At 61.5% G+C, this 16,816-nt stretch carries 14 protein-coding genes; 1 reads left to right on the top strand and 13 read right to left on the bottom strand.

All coding sequences use genetic code 11. The features are described 5' to 3' along the window. The first annotated feature begins 44 nt into the window (after positions 1-44). Positions 45-2,717, top strand: coding sequence for a coiled-coil domain-containing protein (locus tag SAB01S_RS11210; protein ID WP_062733085.1), 2,673 nt, complete (start codon positions 45-47; stop codon positions 2,715-2,717). A gap of 78 nt (positions 2,718-2,795) precedes the next feature. Here the strand turns inward: SAB01S_RS11210 and SAB01S_RS11205 are convergent, their stop codons facing one another. The 13 genes from SAB01S_RS11205 to SAB01S_RS18485 form a co-directional block, all read right to left on the bottom strand. Then, on the bottom strand, positions 2,796-3,065 hold the full coding sequence (locus SAB01S_RS11205) for a DUF1467 family protein (protein WP_062733084.1): 270 nt from the start codon (positions 3,063-3,065) through the stop codon (positions 2,796-2,798). Positions 3,066-3,074: 9 nt separating this feature from the next. Next, the gene (locus SAB01S_RS11200; RefSeq protein WP_062733083.1) at positions 3,075-4,712 is read right to left on the bottom strand and encodes a ribonuclease J; all 1,638 of its coding nucleotides are present in this window, start codon (positions 4,710-4,712) and stop codon (positions 3,075-3,077) included. Further along, on the bottom strand, positions 4,709-5,491 hold the full coding sequence (locus SAB01S_RS11195; protein WP_062733138.1) for a type III pantothenate kinase: 783 nt from the start codon (positions 5,489-5,491) through the stop codon (positions 4,709-4,711). The genes SAB01S_RS11200 and SAB01S_RS11195 overlap by 4 nt, the downstream gene beginning before the upstream one ends. A gap of 11 nt (positions 5,492-5,502) precedes the next feature. Next, a complete protein-coding gene (locus SAB01S_RS11190; RefSeq protein ID WP_083951301.1) occupies positions 5,503-6,204 on the bottom strand; it encodes a biotin--[acetyl-CoA-carboxylase] ligase in 702 nt (233 codons plus the stop codon). A gap of 2 nt (positions 6,205-6,206) precedes the next feature. After that, positions 6,207-7,643, bottom strand: coding sequence for an NADH-quinone oxidoreductase subunit NuoN (gene nuoN, locus SAB01S_RS11185; protein ID WP_062733082.1), 1,437 nt, complete (start codon positions 7,641-7,643; stop codon positions 6,207-6,209). After that, positions 7,643-9,196, bottom strand: a complete 1,554-nt coding sequence (locus SAB01S_RS11180) for an NADH-quinone oxidoreductase subunit M (protein ID WP_062733081.1) — start codon at positions 9,194-9,196, stop codon at positions 7,643-7,645. Before SAB01S_RS11180 ends, nuoN begins: the two co-directional genes overlap by 1 nt. After that, on the bottom strand, positions 9,196-11,289 hold the full coding sequence (nuoL, locus tag SAB01S_RS11175; RefSeq protein WP_062733080.1) for an NADH-quinone oxidoreductase subunit L: 2,094 nt from the start codon (positions 11,287-11,289) through the stop codon (positions 9,196-9,198). Before nuoL ends, SAB01S_RS11180 begins: the two co-directional genes overlap by 1 nt. An 8-nt stretch (positions 11,290-11,297) precedes the next feature. Continuing rightward, a complete protein-coding gene (gene nuoK, locus SAB01S_RS11170; protein WP_009821720.1) occupies positions 11,298-11,603 on the bottom strand; it encodes an NADH-quinone oxidoreductase subunit NuoK in 306 nt (101 codons plus the stop codon). After that, positions 11,600-12,211, bottom strand: coding sequence for an NADH-quinone oxidoreductase subunit J (locus SAB01S_RS11165; protein WP_021225751.1), 612 nt, complete (start codon positions 12,209-12,211; stop codon positions 11,600-11,602). Before SAB01S_RS11165 ends, nuoK begins: the two co-directional genes overlap by 4 nt. 223 nt (positions 12,212-12,434) lie before the next feature. Next, complete coding sequence (nuoI, locus tag SAB01S_RS11160) at positions 12,435-12,920, bottom strand: NADH-quinone oxidoreductase subunit NuoI (protein ID WP_062733079.1); 486 nt, start codon at positions 12,918-12,920, stop codon at positions 12,435-12,437. Next, positions 12,917-13,966: an NADH-quinone oxidoreductase subunit NuoH gene (gene nuoH, locus SAB01S_RS11155; RefSeq protein WP_062733078.1), complete on the bottom strand. Its 1,050-nt coding sequence runs from the start codon at positions 13,964-13,966 to the stop codon at positions 12,917-12,919. The genes nuoI and nuoH overlap by 4 nt, the downstream gene beginning before the upstream one ends. A gap of 112 nt (positions 13,967-14,078) precedes the next feature. Further along, on the bottom strand, positions 14,079-16,085 hold the full coding sequence (gene nuoG / locus SAB01S_RS11150; RefSeq protein WP_062733077.1) for an NADH-quinone oxidoreductase subunit NuoG: 2,007 nt from the start codon (positions 16,083-16,085) through the stop codon (positions 14,079-14,081). Further along, the gene (locus SAB01S_RS18485) at positions 16,085-16,633 is read right to left on the bottom strand and encodes a hypothetical protein (protein WP_157078333.1); all 549 of its coding nucleotides are present in this window, start codon (positions 16,631-16,633) and stop codon (positions 16,085-16,087) included. The genes nuoG and SAB01S_RS18485 overlap by 1 nt, the downstream gene beginning before the upstream one ends. Between the last annotated feature and the right edge of the window lie 183 nt (positions 16,634-16,816).

Below are 16,816 nucleotides of genomic sequence, written 5' to 3'. Positions count from 1 at the left end.
TAACGGGGCATTTGCCTGCGCGCAAAAGCTGTTAAGGTGGTGAAATGACAGGGGGCAGCACAATCGTCGACTTTTGGCGCGATGAACCGATCGCGACGGACTCACAGCCGCAATCCGATGACATCCTGCTTCTTAAGCAGGCGGTTATGGACATTGATGACGCCCCGACGGCGGATGATAGCGACACCAAATGGATGGGGCCGGCGTCTGTCGCCCTGGGTGTCGTGGCCATAGGCTGGGTTGCTTTTGCCGGTTGGGGCATTGTGGCGTCGGATGTCACGGGGACCGGCCCGGCCGGCTGGAGCCAGGCCATCGCCACCCTAGCTGCCCCGCTTATCCTCCTTGGCGTTCTCTACATGCTGCTCATGCGAAACAGCAGGACGGAAGCAAGGCGCTATCGCGACACATCGCGGGCGATGCGCGCGGAAGCCGACCTGCTCGAATTGCGCCTTGGGCATATCGTGACCCAGCTGGAATCCGCGCGCCGGACGATGCAGGATCAGGCCCAATTGCTCGACAGCTACGGCGCTGCGGCCAGCAGCAATATGGAAGCATCCGCCGAATTGATCGCAAGCCGCGCTCAGGTAACGGCGGAACGCGCCGAGGCGGCTGAACAGGCTGGCACAGCGCTCATCCATCGGATGGACGCGCTGATCGAATCCATTCCGGCGCTGGAAGAACGCAGTGCGCGCATTGCCGCGCAAATCATGGACAATGGCCATGCGCTGGGCGAGCGGATCGATACGCTCGAAGCCAGGTTGCACACGCTGACCGAATTGTCCGACGACGCCCGGGCGCGCATGCTGGCCGCCACCAAGAGCCTCACCAGCCAGCTGAGCCAGCTCCAGGAAGCGACCCGCGCCTCCACCGACGAAGTGGCGGGGATGGCCGATATCGCCGCAAGTCGGATCGAGGCCACTGCCACCGGCGCGCGTCAGGCGATGGAGCAAAGCCGCGCGCAGTTGGAAGATCAATGCGCGGCGCTGTCGCAGCTGATGCAGAATATGCAGGACGGACTTGTGCGCTCCAGTGAGAAGGTGCGGACCGCCCTAGTCCATGACCTGGAAACGACCCAGACCGCGATCGACGAGCGATTGGACGCGGTGGCGCAGAAAGCGCGGCAGACGCTGTCGACCATCGACGACAGCCTGACCCGGCGCGCCGATTCGCTGACGGCCCTTGTGGCGGCGGCTCAAACGGGCATCGAAGCCAGCAGCGAACAGGCTCTCGCCACATTGGCGCGCGACATGGACCAGATCGAGCAGGATTTGCGTGGGCGTTTGGGCGCGGCGCTGGATCAGGCGCAGGAAGCGCTGGCGCTCACCGATGGGCGATTGAGCTTCCAGTCCGACGCGCTCACCGACCTTATTTCCCGTTCGCGCGCGCATCTCGACATGATCGGCGACCGGACCGTCGGCGGCCTGACCGAAGCGATTGGCGATGTCGAAGGCCGATTGCATCAGATCAATGATATCGTCCAAGGCCAGCGCTCGCTTCTCACCAGCCTTCATGGAGAACTGCAGGACAGCGCCAGCGCCGCCGAGACGCGGTTCGAGGCTCTGGAGCAGTCGGCAATCGCCAGAAACCAGAGGCTGACCGAAGCGCTGGAGCGACTGGCGGCGGAAACGCGACGCATTGACGAGGCCCTGAGCGCTGGTGGCACGACGGCGGACAGGCTGATCGGCAATGCAGAAACGTTGATGGTCGCGCTTGATGCCAGCGTTCGCGAACTGGACGAAACCTATCCTGCTGCGCTCGACCGGTTCGACAACCGGATGGAGCAAAGCCGCAATCTGCTGGGCAGCGCAGCGCCCGAGATGGAGCGGCTGGAAGCGATTTCTCAGGCCCTTGTCGGCCGCGCGGAGGAAGCCGAAGCCTTGTTGCGGGGTCAGGGCGCACGACTGACCGAATGGCTGGAAAGCACCCAGGGCGGATTGGAAGCCAATCGCGACCTCGTCAACCGGTTGCGTAGCGCGCTGGACGCGGCGCATCAGGATGCCACCCGGATTACCGAAGGCGCCGGCCCGCTTCTCGTCACGGCGCTCCTGCGCGTCAAGGACACGGCAGAGCAAGCGGCCGAACGGGCGCGCCAGGCGCTTGGGCGCGCCATCCCGGACGCGGCGAGGCAATTGGCAGACGCCAGTGAGGAAGCCGTTGAAAGCGTCATCAACGAAAAGGTCAGCGCCCAGATCGCTCAGATCGCGCAGGTTGCCGATCAAGCCGTTCAGGCTGCACAACAGGCGTCGGAGCGCCTGACCCGCCAGCTTCTGACCATTGCCGATACCAGCGCCAGCATTGATCACCGCATCGAGGAAGCACGCCAGGCGACAGAGCAACGCGACCGCGATCATTTCGCGCGCCGTTCAGCGCTGCTGATCGAATCGCTTAACAGCACCGCGATCGACGTCGCCAAAATCCTGTCCAATGATGTCACGGACTCCGCATGGTCGGCCTATCTGAAGGGCGACCGCGGCGTGTTCACCCGTCGGGCGGTCAAGCTGCTCGATGCGGGGGAATCGCGCGAGATTGCCCTGCACTATGACGAGGACGCGGAATTTCGCGATCATGTAAACCGCTATATCCACGACTTTGAAGCCATGCTGCGGGTAATCCTGTCCGCGCGGGATGGCAATGCACTCGGCGTCGCGATTCTGTCTTCCGACATGGGCAAGCTGTATGTCGCCCTTGCGCAGGCGATCGAACGCCTCCGGCAATAAACCCCCGCCTATGATCCTCGCACGATCAAGCAGGGGCACATCCTTTTGAGACCCGGAGGCGCCAACCGACGCGGCCGATTATGACGCGGACTGATAGCCCGGTACCATGTCGATCGTGATCCAACCTTGGGTGTAATTCAGATAATAAAGTGCAAATAGCAGCGCCGACAGGATGGTAGCCCGCAGGACTACCACCCCCGGTCGGAAATTGCTGGGCGCGCTGTCGGCCTGCCCCCGCATCAACGTCTCGCCCGTTTCGTCAGGCGTCCGCAGCCCGAAGGGCAGCATGATGAAGGCGCAGATCACCCACATCAGAAAATAGATGGCAAAGACCGCGTACCAGTTCATGGGCATTCATTAGGCGCGAATAAGAAGCACGTCCACCAGAGGCTTCTTGCCGGTCCAGCGGGTTGCCGTCCGCCGCACCGCCAGGCGAATGCGCTCCCGCAAGGCTTCGTCTTCCTGTGATCCTTTGGCCATCACCGATCCGGCTTCCTGCGCCGCCTCGTCCAGAAAAGCGGCCTTATCCTCTTCCACGGGCACACCCTGCGTTCGCAGCACGGGCGTCCCGATCAACTTGCCCTTGCGATCGATCGCGACCGCCACGCTGATCTGGCCATGCAGACCGAGCTTGCGACGCTCGTTGATGGTCGCTCCGTCCGCAGGCAGGATGACGTCGCCATCCAGCACCAGCCGGCCCGTATCCTGCCGCCCGATAATCTCCGGTGCGCCGGGCGCCAGACGCAGCATATCGCCATTGGACTGGACCGGCGCATGGCGAATACCCGATGCGAGACCCAGCCGCGCCTGTTCCGCCATGTGCCGGCGTTCGCCATGGACCGGCAGCAATATCTCCGGCCGGATCCAGCGGTACATCGCCTCCAGTTCGGGACGACCGGGATGGCCGGACACATGCACCTCGGCCTGGCGATCGGTGACCATCAGAACGCCGGCGGTTGCCAACGCGTTCTGGATGCGGCCAATCGCGATTTCATTTCCAGGGATCTGCTTAGACGAAAAGATGACCATGTCGCCTTCCGCCAGTTTGATCGGATGGCTGTTGAAGGCAATGCGCGACAGTGCGGCCCGGGCCTCCCCCTGCCCGCCGGTTGCGATGATCATAACCTCGCTGCGCGGCAGTGCCATCGCATCATCCCAGTCAATGGTCGGCGGAAAGTCCTTCAAATAGCCCGCAGCCTTTGCGGTCCCGATAATCCGATCAAGCGAACGGCCGGCGACGCACAATTTGCGGCCGGCGGCGTTGGCGACCTCGCCCAATGTCTGCAAGCGCGCCGCATTGGACGCGAAGGTCGTTACCAGAACACGACCTTTTGCACTGGCGACAGTCTGCATCAAACCTTCACGGACATCGCCTTCCGATCCGCTCGCCTCCGAATTGAAGACATTGGTGCTGTCGCACACCAGCGAAAGCACACCGTCGTCTCCGATAGCCGTCAGTTCCTCGGGCGTGGACGGTTGCCCCAGCAAAGGCCGCTCATCCAGCTTCCAGTCTCCGGTGTGGAATATGCGCCCATAAGGCGTATCGATCAGGACCGCGTTGCCCTCCGGAATGGAGTGCGCCAGCGGAACGTAGCGAAAGCCGAAGGGGCCAAGAGCGAAGCTCCCCTCATTATCGATGACGTTCAGTTCGACGTCATCGCTCAGTCCTTCTTCCTCCAGTTTCAGCCGGATCAGCCCGGCCGTGAAGGGCGTTGCATAAAGCGGCACGCCAAGATCGGCCGCCAGATAAGGGATCGCGCCGATATGATCTTCATGCCCATGCGTCAGCACGATGCCGAGCAGATCGTCGCGCCGCTCCTCGATGAAGCTGAGGTCCGGCAGGATCAGTTCCACGCCAGGATAGGCCGGGTCGGCAAAAGTGAGGCCCAGATCGACCATCACCCATTTGCCTTGGCAGCCATAGAGATTGACGTTCATCCCAATCTCCCCCGACCCACCAAGGGCCAGGAAGAGCAACTCATTTCCAGGTGTCATTCTGTATTCAAACTCCGTTCGTACAACAGCGCCAGGCCCTGAATGGTCAGGTCAGGCGCTATCGCATCGAAAATATCGCTATTGTCATTGAAGAGGACCGCCAGGCCCCCGGTCGAAATCACTTTGGCGGGCCGGCCAATTTCCGCGCGGATGCGCGCGACCAGACCTTCCATCATCGCCACATATCCCCAGAAAACGCCGATATGCATCTGAGCTTCTGTCGTCCGGCCAATTACCGATCGGCTTTCCGGCGGCGCGATCGCAATCTTGGGGAGCTTGGCCGCTGCGGCGACCAGCGCATCAAGGGACAGGTTGATGCCGGGGGCAATAATGCCACCCTTGTAAGCGCCTGTATAATCGACGACGTCGAACGTCGTGGCCGTGCCGAAATCAATAACGATCAAATCTTCGGCATAGAGATGGTGGGCGGCGATTGCGTTTACAACCCGGTCCGCGCCAACAGAGGCCGGTTCCGCCACATCGAGACGGATGCCCCATGGCACTGCGCCCTGCCCGGCGATCAGCGCCGTCGTCTTGAAATATTTGTCGGCCAGCACTTGTAGATTATGCAGTGCCCGGGGCACCACGGTCGCGATGATGACCGCATCGACATCGGCAATCGTGAAGCCTTCCAGCATCAGAAGCTGGTTCAGCCATACGGCATATTCGTCGGCCGTGCGGCGCGGATCGGTTGCAATCCGCCAGCGCGCCTTGATCGTGCTGCCCTCCAGCAGGGCAAACACGACGTTGGTATTGCCCGCGTCGATCGCGAGAAGCATGGTCCGATCCTTCAATTGAGGATGATGTCGCCCGCGTGAATGGCACGGCTCTGCCCATCCGCCAAGCGAAGGATCAGCATACCCTGGCGATCCAGCGTGTCGAAAGTCCCATCCACCTGCTCTCCATCCGGCTGGAGCACGCGCATCGCGGTCCCCCGGGAATGCGCGTTGAGCAGCCAGTGCGTCCTCACAGGGTCCAGCCCGTGCGCGCGCCATACGGACAACCAGTGCGCGAATAATGGAGCGAGGCGCTCTATCAGGTCGCCGGCTTCGGCTTCGCTCGCGCCCTGCGCATGCAGACTCGTGACGGGACGCTCCAGTCCTTCGGGGTAGCCGGTGACGTTGACGCCGATCCCGACAATGACTGCGTCTCCTGCCCTCTCCAGCAATATGCCGGCGATCTTTGCGCCATCGACCAATATGTCGTTGGGCCATTTGATCCGGGCGTTCCCCGAACACAGGGGCGCAATCAGCGCATGGACCGCATTGGCAGCGACCAGCGCCAAACTATGCGCTGGCGGATCTCCCGCTGTCAGGCGAACCAGAGTGGACGCATGGAGATTGCCGGCCGGACTTTCCCAATGCCGGCCCATCCGCCCGCGCCCGCCGGTTTGCCTGCCGGCGCGCAACCAGCTGCCTTCGGCCGCGCCCTGCTCCGCCAAAGCCAGCATATCGGCATTGGTGGAGCCGGTTTCGGCGACGAAGCGGATCAATGTCAGAAGAGCGACGCCGCAGCGGCGGCGCTGACAGCATCGAGCGCGGGGTTCAGCAGATAACCAAAGACGATCACGACTGCGCAAGCGGTCAGAATGACATTTTCAACCATCCCGCCCTTTGCTTCATAAGCGGCCGCAGGCTCGTCAAAATAGATCGTCTTGATGATCTTGAGATAATAGAAGGCGCCAATCACCGACGCGGCGATGCCAAAGGCGGCGAGCGCGGTCAGATCAGCGGCCACGGCGGCGTCGAACACTAGGAACTTCGCCCAGAAGCCGAAGAGCGGCGGGATGCCCGCCATCGAGAACATGAAGATCGCGAAGGCGGCCGCCAGCCCTTTGCGCGACTGCGACAGGCCTGCCAAGCTGGCGATCGTTTCGACGGGGCGCCCCTGCGCGTCACGCATCTGCAGGATGCAGGCAAAGGCGCCGATGGTCATGACGACATAGATCGCCATGTAGCTCATGGTCGCGGCAACGCCAGCCGGCGTGCCGGCGGCGAGGCCGATCAGCGCAAAGCCGACATTGTTGATCGACGAATAGGCCATCAGTCGCTTGATGTTCGACTGGCCAATCGCCGCGACAGCACCGAGGATGATGGATGCCAGTGCGACGAAAATGACGATCTGCTGCCAGTCGAGGCCCGCCGGCCCGAGCGCTTCGATGGCGACGCGGACCGCCAGCGCCATTGCGGCTACCTTGGGCGCGCTGCCAAAGAAGGTGGTGACCGGGGTGGGCGCGCCTTCATAGACGTCGGGCGTCCACATATGGAACGGCACCGCGCTCATCTTGAAGGCAAGGCCGGCCAGCAGGAACACCATGCCGAACAGTTCGCCGTTCGACACGCCATCACCCATGGCAACCGCAATACCGTCGAAGGCGGTCGTGCCGGTAAAGCCGTACAGCAGCGCCGCGCCATAGAGCAGGATGCCACTCGCCAGCGAACCCAGCACAAAATATTTGAGGCCCGCTTCAGACGAGCGCGCATCCTGGCGCATGAAGCTGGCCAGCACATAGGCGGCAAGGCTCTGCATTTCCAGCCCGACATAGAGGGTCAGAAGGTCACCGGCGGACACCATCATGCCCATGCCGACGGCGCTGAAAAGGATCAGCACCGGATATTCGGGCCGCTCCTTTCCGTCCGCCTGAAAATAGCGGGGGGCAAGAAGGATGGCGGCAGCAGCGGCTGCGTAGATCATGCCCTTGGCAAACGCGGAGAACGCGTCTGCCCGAACCAGGCCGTCGAAAGCAACCGGCCCGTTGGCCAGCGATGTCGACAGAGCCAAGCCCGCAATCGCCAGCGTCAGCACAGCGAGCCAGTTCACAAAACGACTGCTCGCTTCTCCGCCCCAGGCGGCAATGAGCATGAGCACCAGACCACCAACGGTCAGGACCAGTTCCGGCGCGACGGCCAGAAGGGAAGCGGATTCGATCATCAATGCGCCTCCCCGTGCGCGCTTGCTTCTTCATGGGTGGCGCCGCCAGCAGGCTTCGACGCGCCCATCTTGATATGGGAATCACCTGCGGGCGCCGCAGGAGCGAGGCGCGCTTCCAGCGCGCGAATATCGGATCGCATCGGCGCGAGGAAACTTTCGGGATAGACGCCCATCCACAGCACCGCCGCGGCGATCGGGGCCAACAGCGCAATTTCGCGCATCGACAGGTCAGGCATCGCTGCCGCGTCGGCATTGACCTGCTCGCCATAGGCGATGCGGCGATAGAGGTAGAGCATATAGGCCGCGCCCAGGATGATGCCCGTGGTGCAGACCAGCGCGACCCAGCTCGACGCCTGGTAAATGCCCATCAGCGACAGGAATTCACCAACGAAGTTGGATGTGCCCGGCAAACCGACGGATGCCATGGTGAACAGCAGGAACAGCACCGCATATTTGGGCATGTTGATGCTGAGTCCGCCATAGCGGCTGATTTCCCTCGTATGCAGCCGGTCGTAGATGACGCCGACGCACAGGAACAGCGCGCCCGACACTAGGCCATGTCCCAGCATCACCATCATCGCGCCTTCGATACCCGCCTGATTGAAGGCAAACAGGCCAACCGTCACGATCGCCATATGCGCGACCGAGGAATAGGCGATCAACTTCTTCATGTCCGACTGCACGAGCGCGACAAGGCTGGTGTATACCACAGCGACCATCGAAAGGCCCCAGACCAGCCAGGCGAGTTGCGCCGACGCCTCAGGGAACATCGGCAGCGAAAAGCGGATGAAGCCGTAGCCACCCATCTTGAGCAGCACGCCCGCCAGGATGACCGACCCTGCGGTTGGCGCCTGAACGTGCGCGTCGGGCAACCAGGTGTGGACCGGCCACATCGGCATCTTGACCGCGAAGCTGGCGAAGAAGGCCAGGAACAGCCAGGTCTGCGCACCCGGAGCAAAATTATAGGCCATCAGCGCCGGAATTTCGGTCGTGCCGGCTTCATGCACCATCCACATCATCGCGATCAGCATCAGAACCGAGCCGAGCAGCGTATAGAGGAAAAATTTGTAGCTGGCGTAGATGCGATCCGCGCCGCCCCAAATGCCGATGATGAGGTACATCGGAATGAGCCCGGCTTCGAACATCACGTAGAAGAGGTAGATGTCCTGTGCCGTGAAGACGCCGATCATCAGCACCTCCATGAACAGGAACGCCGCCATATACTCACCGACGCGCTTCTGGATCGCCTGCCAGCTCGCGCCGATGCAGATTGGCATCAGGAAGACGGTCAGGACGATCAGCATCAACGCGATGCCATCAATGCCCAGCGCCCAAGCAAAGCGGCCGAAGATCGGGGCATATTCTTGGAACTGCCATTGCGCAGCGGTGCCAGCCTGGTCGAAATTCGCCCAGAGCATGATGCCGAGCAGCAAATCGACCAGCGTCGCGATCAATGCGATCCAGCGTGCGCTGTTTGCGCCCGCGAAGAGACAGGCGATGGCCCCCGCCATCGGCACTGCCATCATCAGGGAAAGGATGGGGAAGCCGTCCATTATCGTGTCATCGCCCAGGTTGCGGCTGCGGCGAGGCCAATCAGCATCACCAGCGCGTAAGTGTAAAGGTAGCCGGACTGGATCCGACGCGTGATCTTGTTGCCCTGCACGACCAGCGCAGCCAGGCCATTAGGCCCGAAGCGGTCAATGAAGCCGACATCCCCGAACTTCCAGAAGAAGCGGCCGATGGCAAAGGCAGGTTTGACGAACAGGAAATGATACAGTTCGTCAAAATACCATTTGTTGAGCAGGACCTGGTAAAGCGCACCGAAGGTCGCGACGAAGCGCTGCGGCCAGTCGGTATTCTTGATGTAGGAAAGCCACGCGATCAGCAGCCCGATCGCCATCACCGTGAAGGGACCGAACTTGACCCAGGTCGGAACCTCATGGGCAGCGTGCATCAGATGGCTGTTGAAGGCGAGCGCCCCCTTCCAGAACTCCATGCCGCCTTCCGCGCCGATGAACTGATCATGGAACACAAAGCCGGCAAAGACTGCGCCCAGGCTCAGCACGACTAGCGGGATCAGCATCACCAAGCCGCTTTCATGCGGATGATAGCCGCCGGTTCCCGTCGGCAAGGCATGTGCTGCGGCGCCATGCGCATGCGGCTCATCCCCTGCATCTTCCTGCGCAGGCGCATTATCATGTTCCGACCCATGGCCGTGCGTGTCATGATCGTCATGTCCATGCGCGTCGTGAAGCGCATGCTGGATATGCTCCGACGCGGCCCAGCGCGGTTTGCCGAAGAAGGTCAGGAACACCAGGCGCCAGCTGTAGAAGCTGGTGAGCAATGCCGCGAATACGCCGACATAATAGGCGCCAACGCCCGCTCCACCAGCGGCAAAGGCCGCTTCCAGGATGCCATCCTTCGAATAGAAGCCGGCAAAGCCAACGCCAACAAGCGGGATGCCAACGCCTGTGATCGCCAGCGTGCCGAGCGTCATCGTCCAGAAGGTGATGGGGATGCTTTTACGCAGCCCACCATAATAGCGCATGTCCTGTTCATGATGCATCGCATGGATGACAGAGCCCGCGCCCAGGAACAACAGCGCCTTGAAGAAGGCGTGCGTGAAAAGGTGGAACATCGCCGCGCCATAGGCGCCAACGCCCGCGGCGAAGAACATATAACCCAGCTGCGAGCAGGTCGAATAGGCGATGACGCGCTTGATGTCGGTCTGCACCGTGCCGACCGTCGCCGCGAACAGACAGGTGGCAGCGCCAATGAAGGTCACGAAGCCAAGAGCCGTCGGCGAGGTTTCGAACATCGGCGACAGGCGACACACCATGAACACGCCGGCCGTGACCATCGTCGCGGCATGGATCAGCGCCGACACAGGCGTCGGGCCTTCCATCGCATCGGGCAACCAGGTGTGAAGGCCAAGCTGCGCCGACTTGCCCATCGCGCCGACGAACAGCAGCAGGCAGAGAACGGTCATGGTGTCGAAACGATGACCCAGGAACCCTATGGTCGAACCCGCCATCGACGGCGCGGCCTCCAGAATTTCCGGGATCGATATGGTATTGAACACCAGATAGGTGCCGAAGATACCCATCATGAAGCCAAGGTCGCCGACGCGGTTGACGACGAATGCCTTGATCGCGGCGGCATTGGCGCTGGGCTTGCGGAACCAGAAACCGATGAGAAGGTAGGACGCCAGACCCACGCCTTCCCAGCCAAAGAACATCTGCAACAGATTGTTCGCGGTCACGAGCATCAGCATCGCGAAGGTGAAGAGCGAGAGATAGGCGAAGAAGCGCGGCTGATCCGGCTCCTCGTCCATATAGCCCCAGCTATAGAGGTGAACGAGGCTGGATACGCTGGTGATGACGACCAGCATCACCGCCGTCATCGTGTCCACGCGCAGCGCCCATTGGGCATCGAAGCTGCCGCTTTCGATCCAGGTGAAGAGCGGCGTCACGCTTGCTTCGGCCTGGCCGGTGACGAACGGGATGAAGATCATCCAGCTCATCGCGCAGGCAACGAACAGCGCGCCAGTGGTTACGATCTTGGCGGGGAGCTTGCCCAGGGCCTTGTTGCCAAGGCCGGCAATGGCAGCCGCCAGCAGCGGGAGAAGGACGATAAGCTGGATCATGAAACGGCTCAGCCCTTCATCTGGTTGATGTCATCGACGGCGATGGTGCCGCGACCGCGGAAATAGATGACGAGGATCGCAAGGCCGATGGCCGCCTCACCCGCCGCGACGGTCAGCACGAACATGCTGAACACCTGCCCGACAAGGTCGCCCAGAAAGGCGCTGAACGCGACGAGATTGATGTTCACGCTCAGCAGGATCAGCTCGATCGCCATCAGGATGATGATGACATTCTTGCGATTGATGAAGATGCCCAGCACCCCCATCACGAACAGGATGGCGCTGACCACCAGATAATGTTGCAGGCCGATCACAGCTCCACCCCCTGCCCCACGGGCTGATTGACATTGCGCACGGCATCCTGCGGCCGGCGCTGGTTCTGGCGCGCGATATTTTGCGGACGAACACCGCCGCGGGCGCGATGCGTCAGGACGATGGCGCCGATCATGGCCACCAGCAGAACGATGCCCGCCGCTTCGAACAGGAAGATGTAGCGCGTGTAGAGAAGCGCACCGATCGCCTGGATATTGGAAAGCTCCGGGTTCACCGGGCCGGCGCGCTGCGCCAGCTCGATCGGGCCGACGCTCCACAGGCCGATACCCAGCACGATTTCGGCCAGCAGGACCAGCGCCACCAGCAAACCGAAGGGCAGATAGCTGACGAAGCCCGCCCGCAATTCGGCGAAATCAATGTCCAGCATCATGACGACGAACAGGAACAGCACGGCTACGGCGCCGACATAGACGATTACGAGCAGCATCGCGATGAATTCGGCGCCCAGCAGGATCATCAGGCCAGCGGCGTTGAAGAAGGCCAGGATCAACCACAGGACCGAATGGACGGGGTTGCGCGACAGGATCGTCAGCGCGCCGCTGCACACCACGATCGTGGCAAACAGGTAAAAGGCGATTACATGGATCATTGGATATACTCGGCCCCCTCGGCCCCTACCCCGTTCATCCTAAGTGGCTGCTGAGCTTGTCGAAGTCGATCAGGTCGGATCGTCCCCCGGACGATCCTGAACCATCCGGGGGATGGTTCACCTGATCGAGTATCGAAGGACGCGCACAGAGCCTTCGATACAGGCCCTCGACAAGCTCGGTCCTTACTCGGGCCGAACGGCTCTTGGAGATTCCGCACGCCCATTACCGATAGGGTGCGTCGGCGGCAAGGTTCGCGGCGATCGCGCGTTCCCACTTGTCGCCATTTTCAAGAAGCTTGGCCTTGTCGTAGATCAGCTCCTCGCGGGTTTCGGTCGAAAATTCGAAATTCGGCCCTTCCACGACCGCGTCCACCGGACAGGCTTCCTGGCAGAAACCGCAATAGATGCACTTGGTCATGTCGATGTCGTAACGCGTCGTGCGGCGGCTGCCATCCTCGCGCGGCTGCGCTTCGATGGTGATGGCCTGCGCCGGACACACCGCCTCGCACAGCTTGCACGCGATACAGCGTTCTTCGCCATTGGGATAGCGCCGCAACGCATGCTCGCCCCGGAACCGCGGTGAAATCGGGTTCTTCTCATAGGGGTAGTTGATCGTCGCCTTTGGCTTGAAAAAATATTTCAAGGTCAGGACGTGCGCCTTCACGAACTCCCAGAGGGTAAAGGATTTGACGTAATAACCGAGGCTCATTGTGCGCCTCCATAGCGCGTCAGCATGAGGAAGCCCGACACCAGGAACACGAACAGCAGCGAGGTCGGCAGGAAGATTTTCCAGCCCAGCCGCATCAGTTGGTCATAACGGTAACGGGGCACCGTCGCCTTCACCCAAGAGAAGACGAAGAAGAAGAACAGGATCTTGGCAAACAGCCAGATGATGCCGGGCACGAGATAGAGCGGCGCCCAGTCGAACGGCGGCAGATAGCCACCCCAGAACAACACCGCGTTGAGCGCGCACATCAGGATGACGTTGGCATATTCGCCCAGCCAAAACAGCGCGAAGGCCATCGACGAATATTCGGTCTGGTAGCCCGCGACCAATTCGCTTTCCGCTTCGGTGAGATCGAACGGGGCACGCGCGGTTTCCGCCATGGCCGAAATCAGGAACATGATCGCCATCGGGAAGAGCAGCGGGTTGAAGCCGTTGCCGTTCAGAAAGCCATAATAACCCTTCTGGCTCTCCACGATGGCGGTCAGGTTGAAGCTGCCCGCCCACAAAACGACGCAGATCAGGATGAAGCCGATCGAGACTTCATAGCTGATCATCTGCGCGCTGGCGCGGATTGCGGAATAGAAGGGATATTTGGAGTTGGACGCCCAGCCCGACAACACGACGCCATAGACGCCAAGCGAACTGATCGCGAGGATGTAGAGCAGGCCGACATTGATGTCCGCCAGCACCACGCCCACCTGAAACGGCACTACCGCCCAGGCCATCAGCGCCACGGTGAAGGTGATGATCGGCGCGATCAGGAACAGGGTCTTGTTCGCGGCCGAGGGAATGATGGTTTCCTGCAGGAAGACCTTGAGGCCATCCGCGAAGGACTGGAGCAGGCCAAACGGCCCGACGACGTTGGGGCCGCGGCGCAACGCCATCGCCGCCCATATCTTCCGGTCGGCATAGATGATCATCGCCACGGCCAGCATGACCGGCAGCGCGATCAGCAAGATGCCGATGACGGTGGAGAGCAGCCAGGCGCCTTCAAACGGCAGGCCAAGATTTTGGAAAAAGGCGGTCATGCTTCCCCGACCCCAGAACCGTTCGGGCTGAGCCTGTCGAAGCCCAGTCCTTCTTCAAGAAAAGTGCAGCCCTTCGACAAGCTCAGGGCGAACGGAGATTGACGCGCGACCATCATTCCGCAGCCTCCGCGTAGCTTTCACCATGGATCAGCTCGGCCGAGCATTGCTGCATCGTCGGACTGGCGCGGCAAATCGCATTGGTGAGGTAGAAATCCTTGATCGGCGAACCGAACTCGCCGGTCGCGCCGGTGGGCAGGCTCGGCATTGACCAGCCGAAATCGACCAGCCCTTCGCTGCCCAGCGCCGGCACGGCCTTGGCCATTTCAGCCCGCAACTGCTCGAAGCTGTCGAAAGGCAACGTCACACCCATCACATCCGACAACGCCCGCAGGATCGACCAGTCTTCGCGCGCATCCCCCGGCGCGAACACGGCCTTTTCACCGCGCTGGACCCGACCTTCCAGATTGACATAGGTGCCAGGCTTTTCGGCATAGCTCGCGCCAGGCAGAATCACGTCCGCCGCATGCGCGCCCTTGTCGCCATGATGGCCGATATAGACTTTGAAGCTGCTGCCGAACGCCGCATAGTCGACCTCGTCCGCGCCCAGCGCGAAAAGCAGCTTGGGCGCGGCCTGCGCCATCGCCTTGATGCCGCCATCCATCGCGTAGCCCAGCATCAGCCCGCCCATGCGCGAGGCAGCGAAGTGCAGAACATTATAGCCGTTCCACTGGTCCTTGATCAGGCCCAGCGTCTCGACGAGCGCCAGCGTGTCGCCATGGGCGCCGTCCTTGGCCAGCACGCCGCCGCCGACGATCATCGCCGGACGCGCGGCCTTGCCGAAGGCATCGAGCACGGCTTGGGGCAGCTTGGCGAGCAGCCCGGCATCATTGCCCAGCCACTCGACCTTGTAAGTCAGGTCGACTTCCGGTCCGACCGCGAAAATCCTGGCGCCACGCTTGATCGCCTTGCGGATGCGGGTGTTCACCAGCGGCGCTTCCCAACGCAGGTTGGTGCCGACGAGCAGGATGACGTCCGCCGTCTCCAGATCAGCGAGCGGCGTGTTGAACACCACCGACGAAAGGCTCGACACATCGTAGGCAAGGCCGGTCTGCCGCCCTTCCAGCATCGTGCCGCCCAGCTTTTCGACCAACAGCTTGCCTGCAAACATCGTTTCGCAATCGAGCAGGTCGCCGGCGATCGCCGCGACGCTGCCGCCATGCTGGACAGCGGCGATCGCCTGGAACGCTTCTTCCCATGTCGCGGCGATCAGCTTGCCGTCCTTACGGACGAATGGCTTGTCGAGCCGCTTGCGCACCAGCCCGTCGACATTGTGCCGGGTCTTGTCCGACGCCCATTCCTCATTCACGTCATCGTTGATGCGCGGCACCGCGCGCAGCACCTGACGCCCGCGACTGTCGAGGCGAATATTGGTCCCCACCGCGTCCATGACGTCGATCGCATGGGTCTTTTTCAGCTCCCAGGGACGCGCTTCGAAGGCGTAGGGTTTGGACGTCAGCGCACCGACCGGGCAAAGGTCAACCACATTGCCCGACAGCTCACTCTTGGCGGCATGTTCCAGATAGGTGGTGATCTGCATATTCTCGCCGCGATAGATCGCGCCGATCTCCGGCACGCCCGCGACTTCCTCGGCAAAGCGCACGCAGCGGGTGCACTGGATGCAACGGGTCATGACCGTCTTGACGATCGGCCCCATATATTTCTCGGTAACGGCCCGCTTATTCTCGTCGTAACGGCTACCGCCCCGACCATAGGCCACGGACTGGTCCTGCAAATCGCATTCACCACCCTGGTCGCAAATCGGGCAGTCGAGCGGGTGGTTGATGAGCAGAAACTCCATTACCCCCTCGCGCGCCTTCTTGACCATTTCGGTCTGGGTGAAGATTTCCTGATTGTCGGCAGCGGGCAGCGCGCAGCTGGCCTGCGGCTTAGGCGGCCCGGGCTTCACCTCGACCAGGCACATGCGGCAATTGCCGGCGATCGAAAGCCGCTCATGATAGCAGAAACGGGGGATTTCCTTCCCCGCCAACTCGCAGGCCTGCAGGACAGTCGCCCCTGCCGGCACTTCAAGTTCTACGCCGTCTACTTTGACCTTGGGCATTACATTTTCCCCGAAGGAGTCGGGTCGGTCATGCCGGCCTGCGCCTCCCGATACATGGCTTCGGCTATCACTGCCATCACCGTTGACTTACTTAACTGAGCGCTTTTCCCTTTTGGAAAGCAGGCTCCCATGAATGGAACCAAAGAGGAAAAAGCCTGTGTTTCTTTTTCGCTTGCGGCCTGAGCAAGCAGCAAGCCTCTCGCACCATTCACATCAGCCCGAATGACGCAACTTGCGAAATCCAGCATCAATATCTGGACTGCCCCACCATTGCTCGTCGGATCGTTGACATAGACGGTATAATCCGGAGCGGCAGGCGCCAATCCAGGGCTACGATCACCGAAATCCTTTTTGTAGAGAGAACGAAAAACAGCCCCGCGCATCAGACTGCTGGGCATGGTTAGTTGTCCGCTGAATAAGCAACGATCGACTGCCATACGCTTCAAAGCGCGTCGCTCGTCTGCGCTGCCATATAACGCGCCTAAAAGCTGGGCAACATCGTCTTTCCGGCGTTCAACCACGCAATCTGCAAATTCCTCAGCTGCCACGCGTCCACGTTCAGCGTCTGACAAGCCAATTTTATCGGGAATGCGAGCCTGTCGAGGTTGGCGAATCAGAGAACCGGTTTCCGTTTCCAGCCGCGCCTGGCCCCACGCGGGCTGTCCCGCGCAGGCTAACGCAATCAAAAGGATAGAGGCGGTTCTCGACCTCACTCAGCAGTCTCCACAGCC

Source organism: Sphingobium abikonense NBRC 16140 (assembly GCF_001598335.1).
In the GTDB taxonomy this organism is placed as follows: Bacteria; Pseudomonadota; Alphaproteobacteria; order Sphingomonadales; family Sphingomonadaceae; genus Sphingobium; species Sphingobium abikonense.
This window is presented reverse-complemented; position numbering and strand designations above follow the sequence as displayed.

What these genes read in the sequence shown, in the direction of transcription:
- SAB01S_RS11210 (WP_062733085.1), top strand. Translation starts at nt 45, where the DNA reads ATGACAGGGGGCAGCACAATCGTCGACTTTTGGCGCGATGAACCGATC.
- SAB01S_RS11205 (WP_062733084.1), bottom strand. Translation starts at nt 3,065, where the DNA reads ATGAACTGGTACGCGGTCTTTGCCATCTATTTTCTGATGTGGGTGATC.
- SAB01S_RS11200 (WP_062733083.1), bottom strand. Translation starts at nt 4,712, where the DNA reads ATGACACCTGGAAATGAGTTGCTCTTCCTGGCCCTTGGTGGGTCGGGG.
- SAB01S_RS11195 (WP_062733138.1), bottom strand. Translation starts at nt 5,491, where the DNA reads ATGCTTCTCGCGATCGACGCGGGCAATACCAACGTCGTGTTTGCCCTG.
- nuoN (WP_062733082.1), bottom strand. Translation starts at nt 7,643, where the DNA reads ATGATCGAATCCGCTTCCCTTCTGGCCGTCGCGCCGGAACTGGTCCTG.
- SAB01S_RS11180 (WP_062733081.1), bottom strand. Translation starts at nt 9,196, where the DNA reads ATGGACGGCTTCCCCATCCTTTCCCTGATGATGGCAGTGCCGATGGCG.
- nuoL (WP_062733080.1), bottom strand. Translation starts at nt 11,289, where the DNA reads ATGATCCAGCTTATCGTCCTTCTCCCGCTGCTGGCGGCTGCCATTGCC.
- SAB01S_RS11165 (WP_021225751.1), bottom strand. Translation starts at nt 12,211, where the DNA reads ATGATCCATGTAATCGCCTTTTACCTGTTTGCCACGATCGTGGTGTGC.
- nuoI (WP_062733079.1), bottom strand. Translation starts at nt 12,920, where the DNA reads ATGAGCCTCGGTTATTACGTCAAATCCTTTACCCTCTGGGAGTTCGTG.
- nuoH (WP_062733078.1), bottom strand. Translation starts at nt 13,966, where the DNA reads ATGACCGCCTTTTTCCAAAATCTTGGCCTGCCGTTTGAAGGCGCCTGG.
- nuoG (WP_062733077.1), bottom strand. Translation starts at nt 16,085, where the DNA reads ATGCCCAAGGTCAAAGTAGACGGCGTAGAACTTGAAGTGCCGGCAGGG.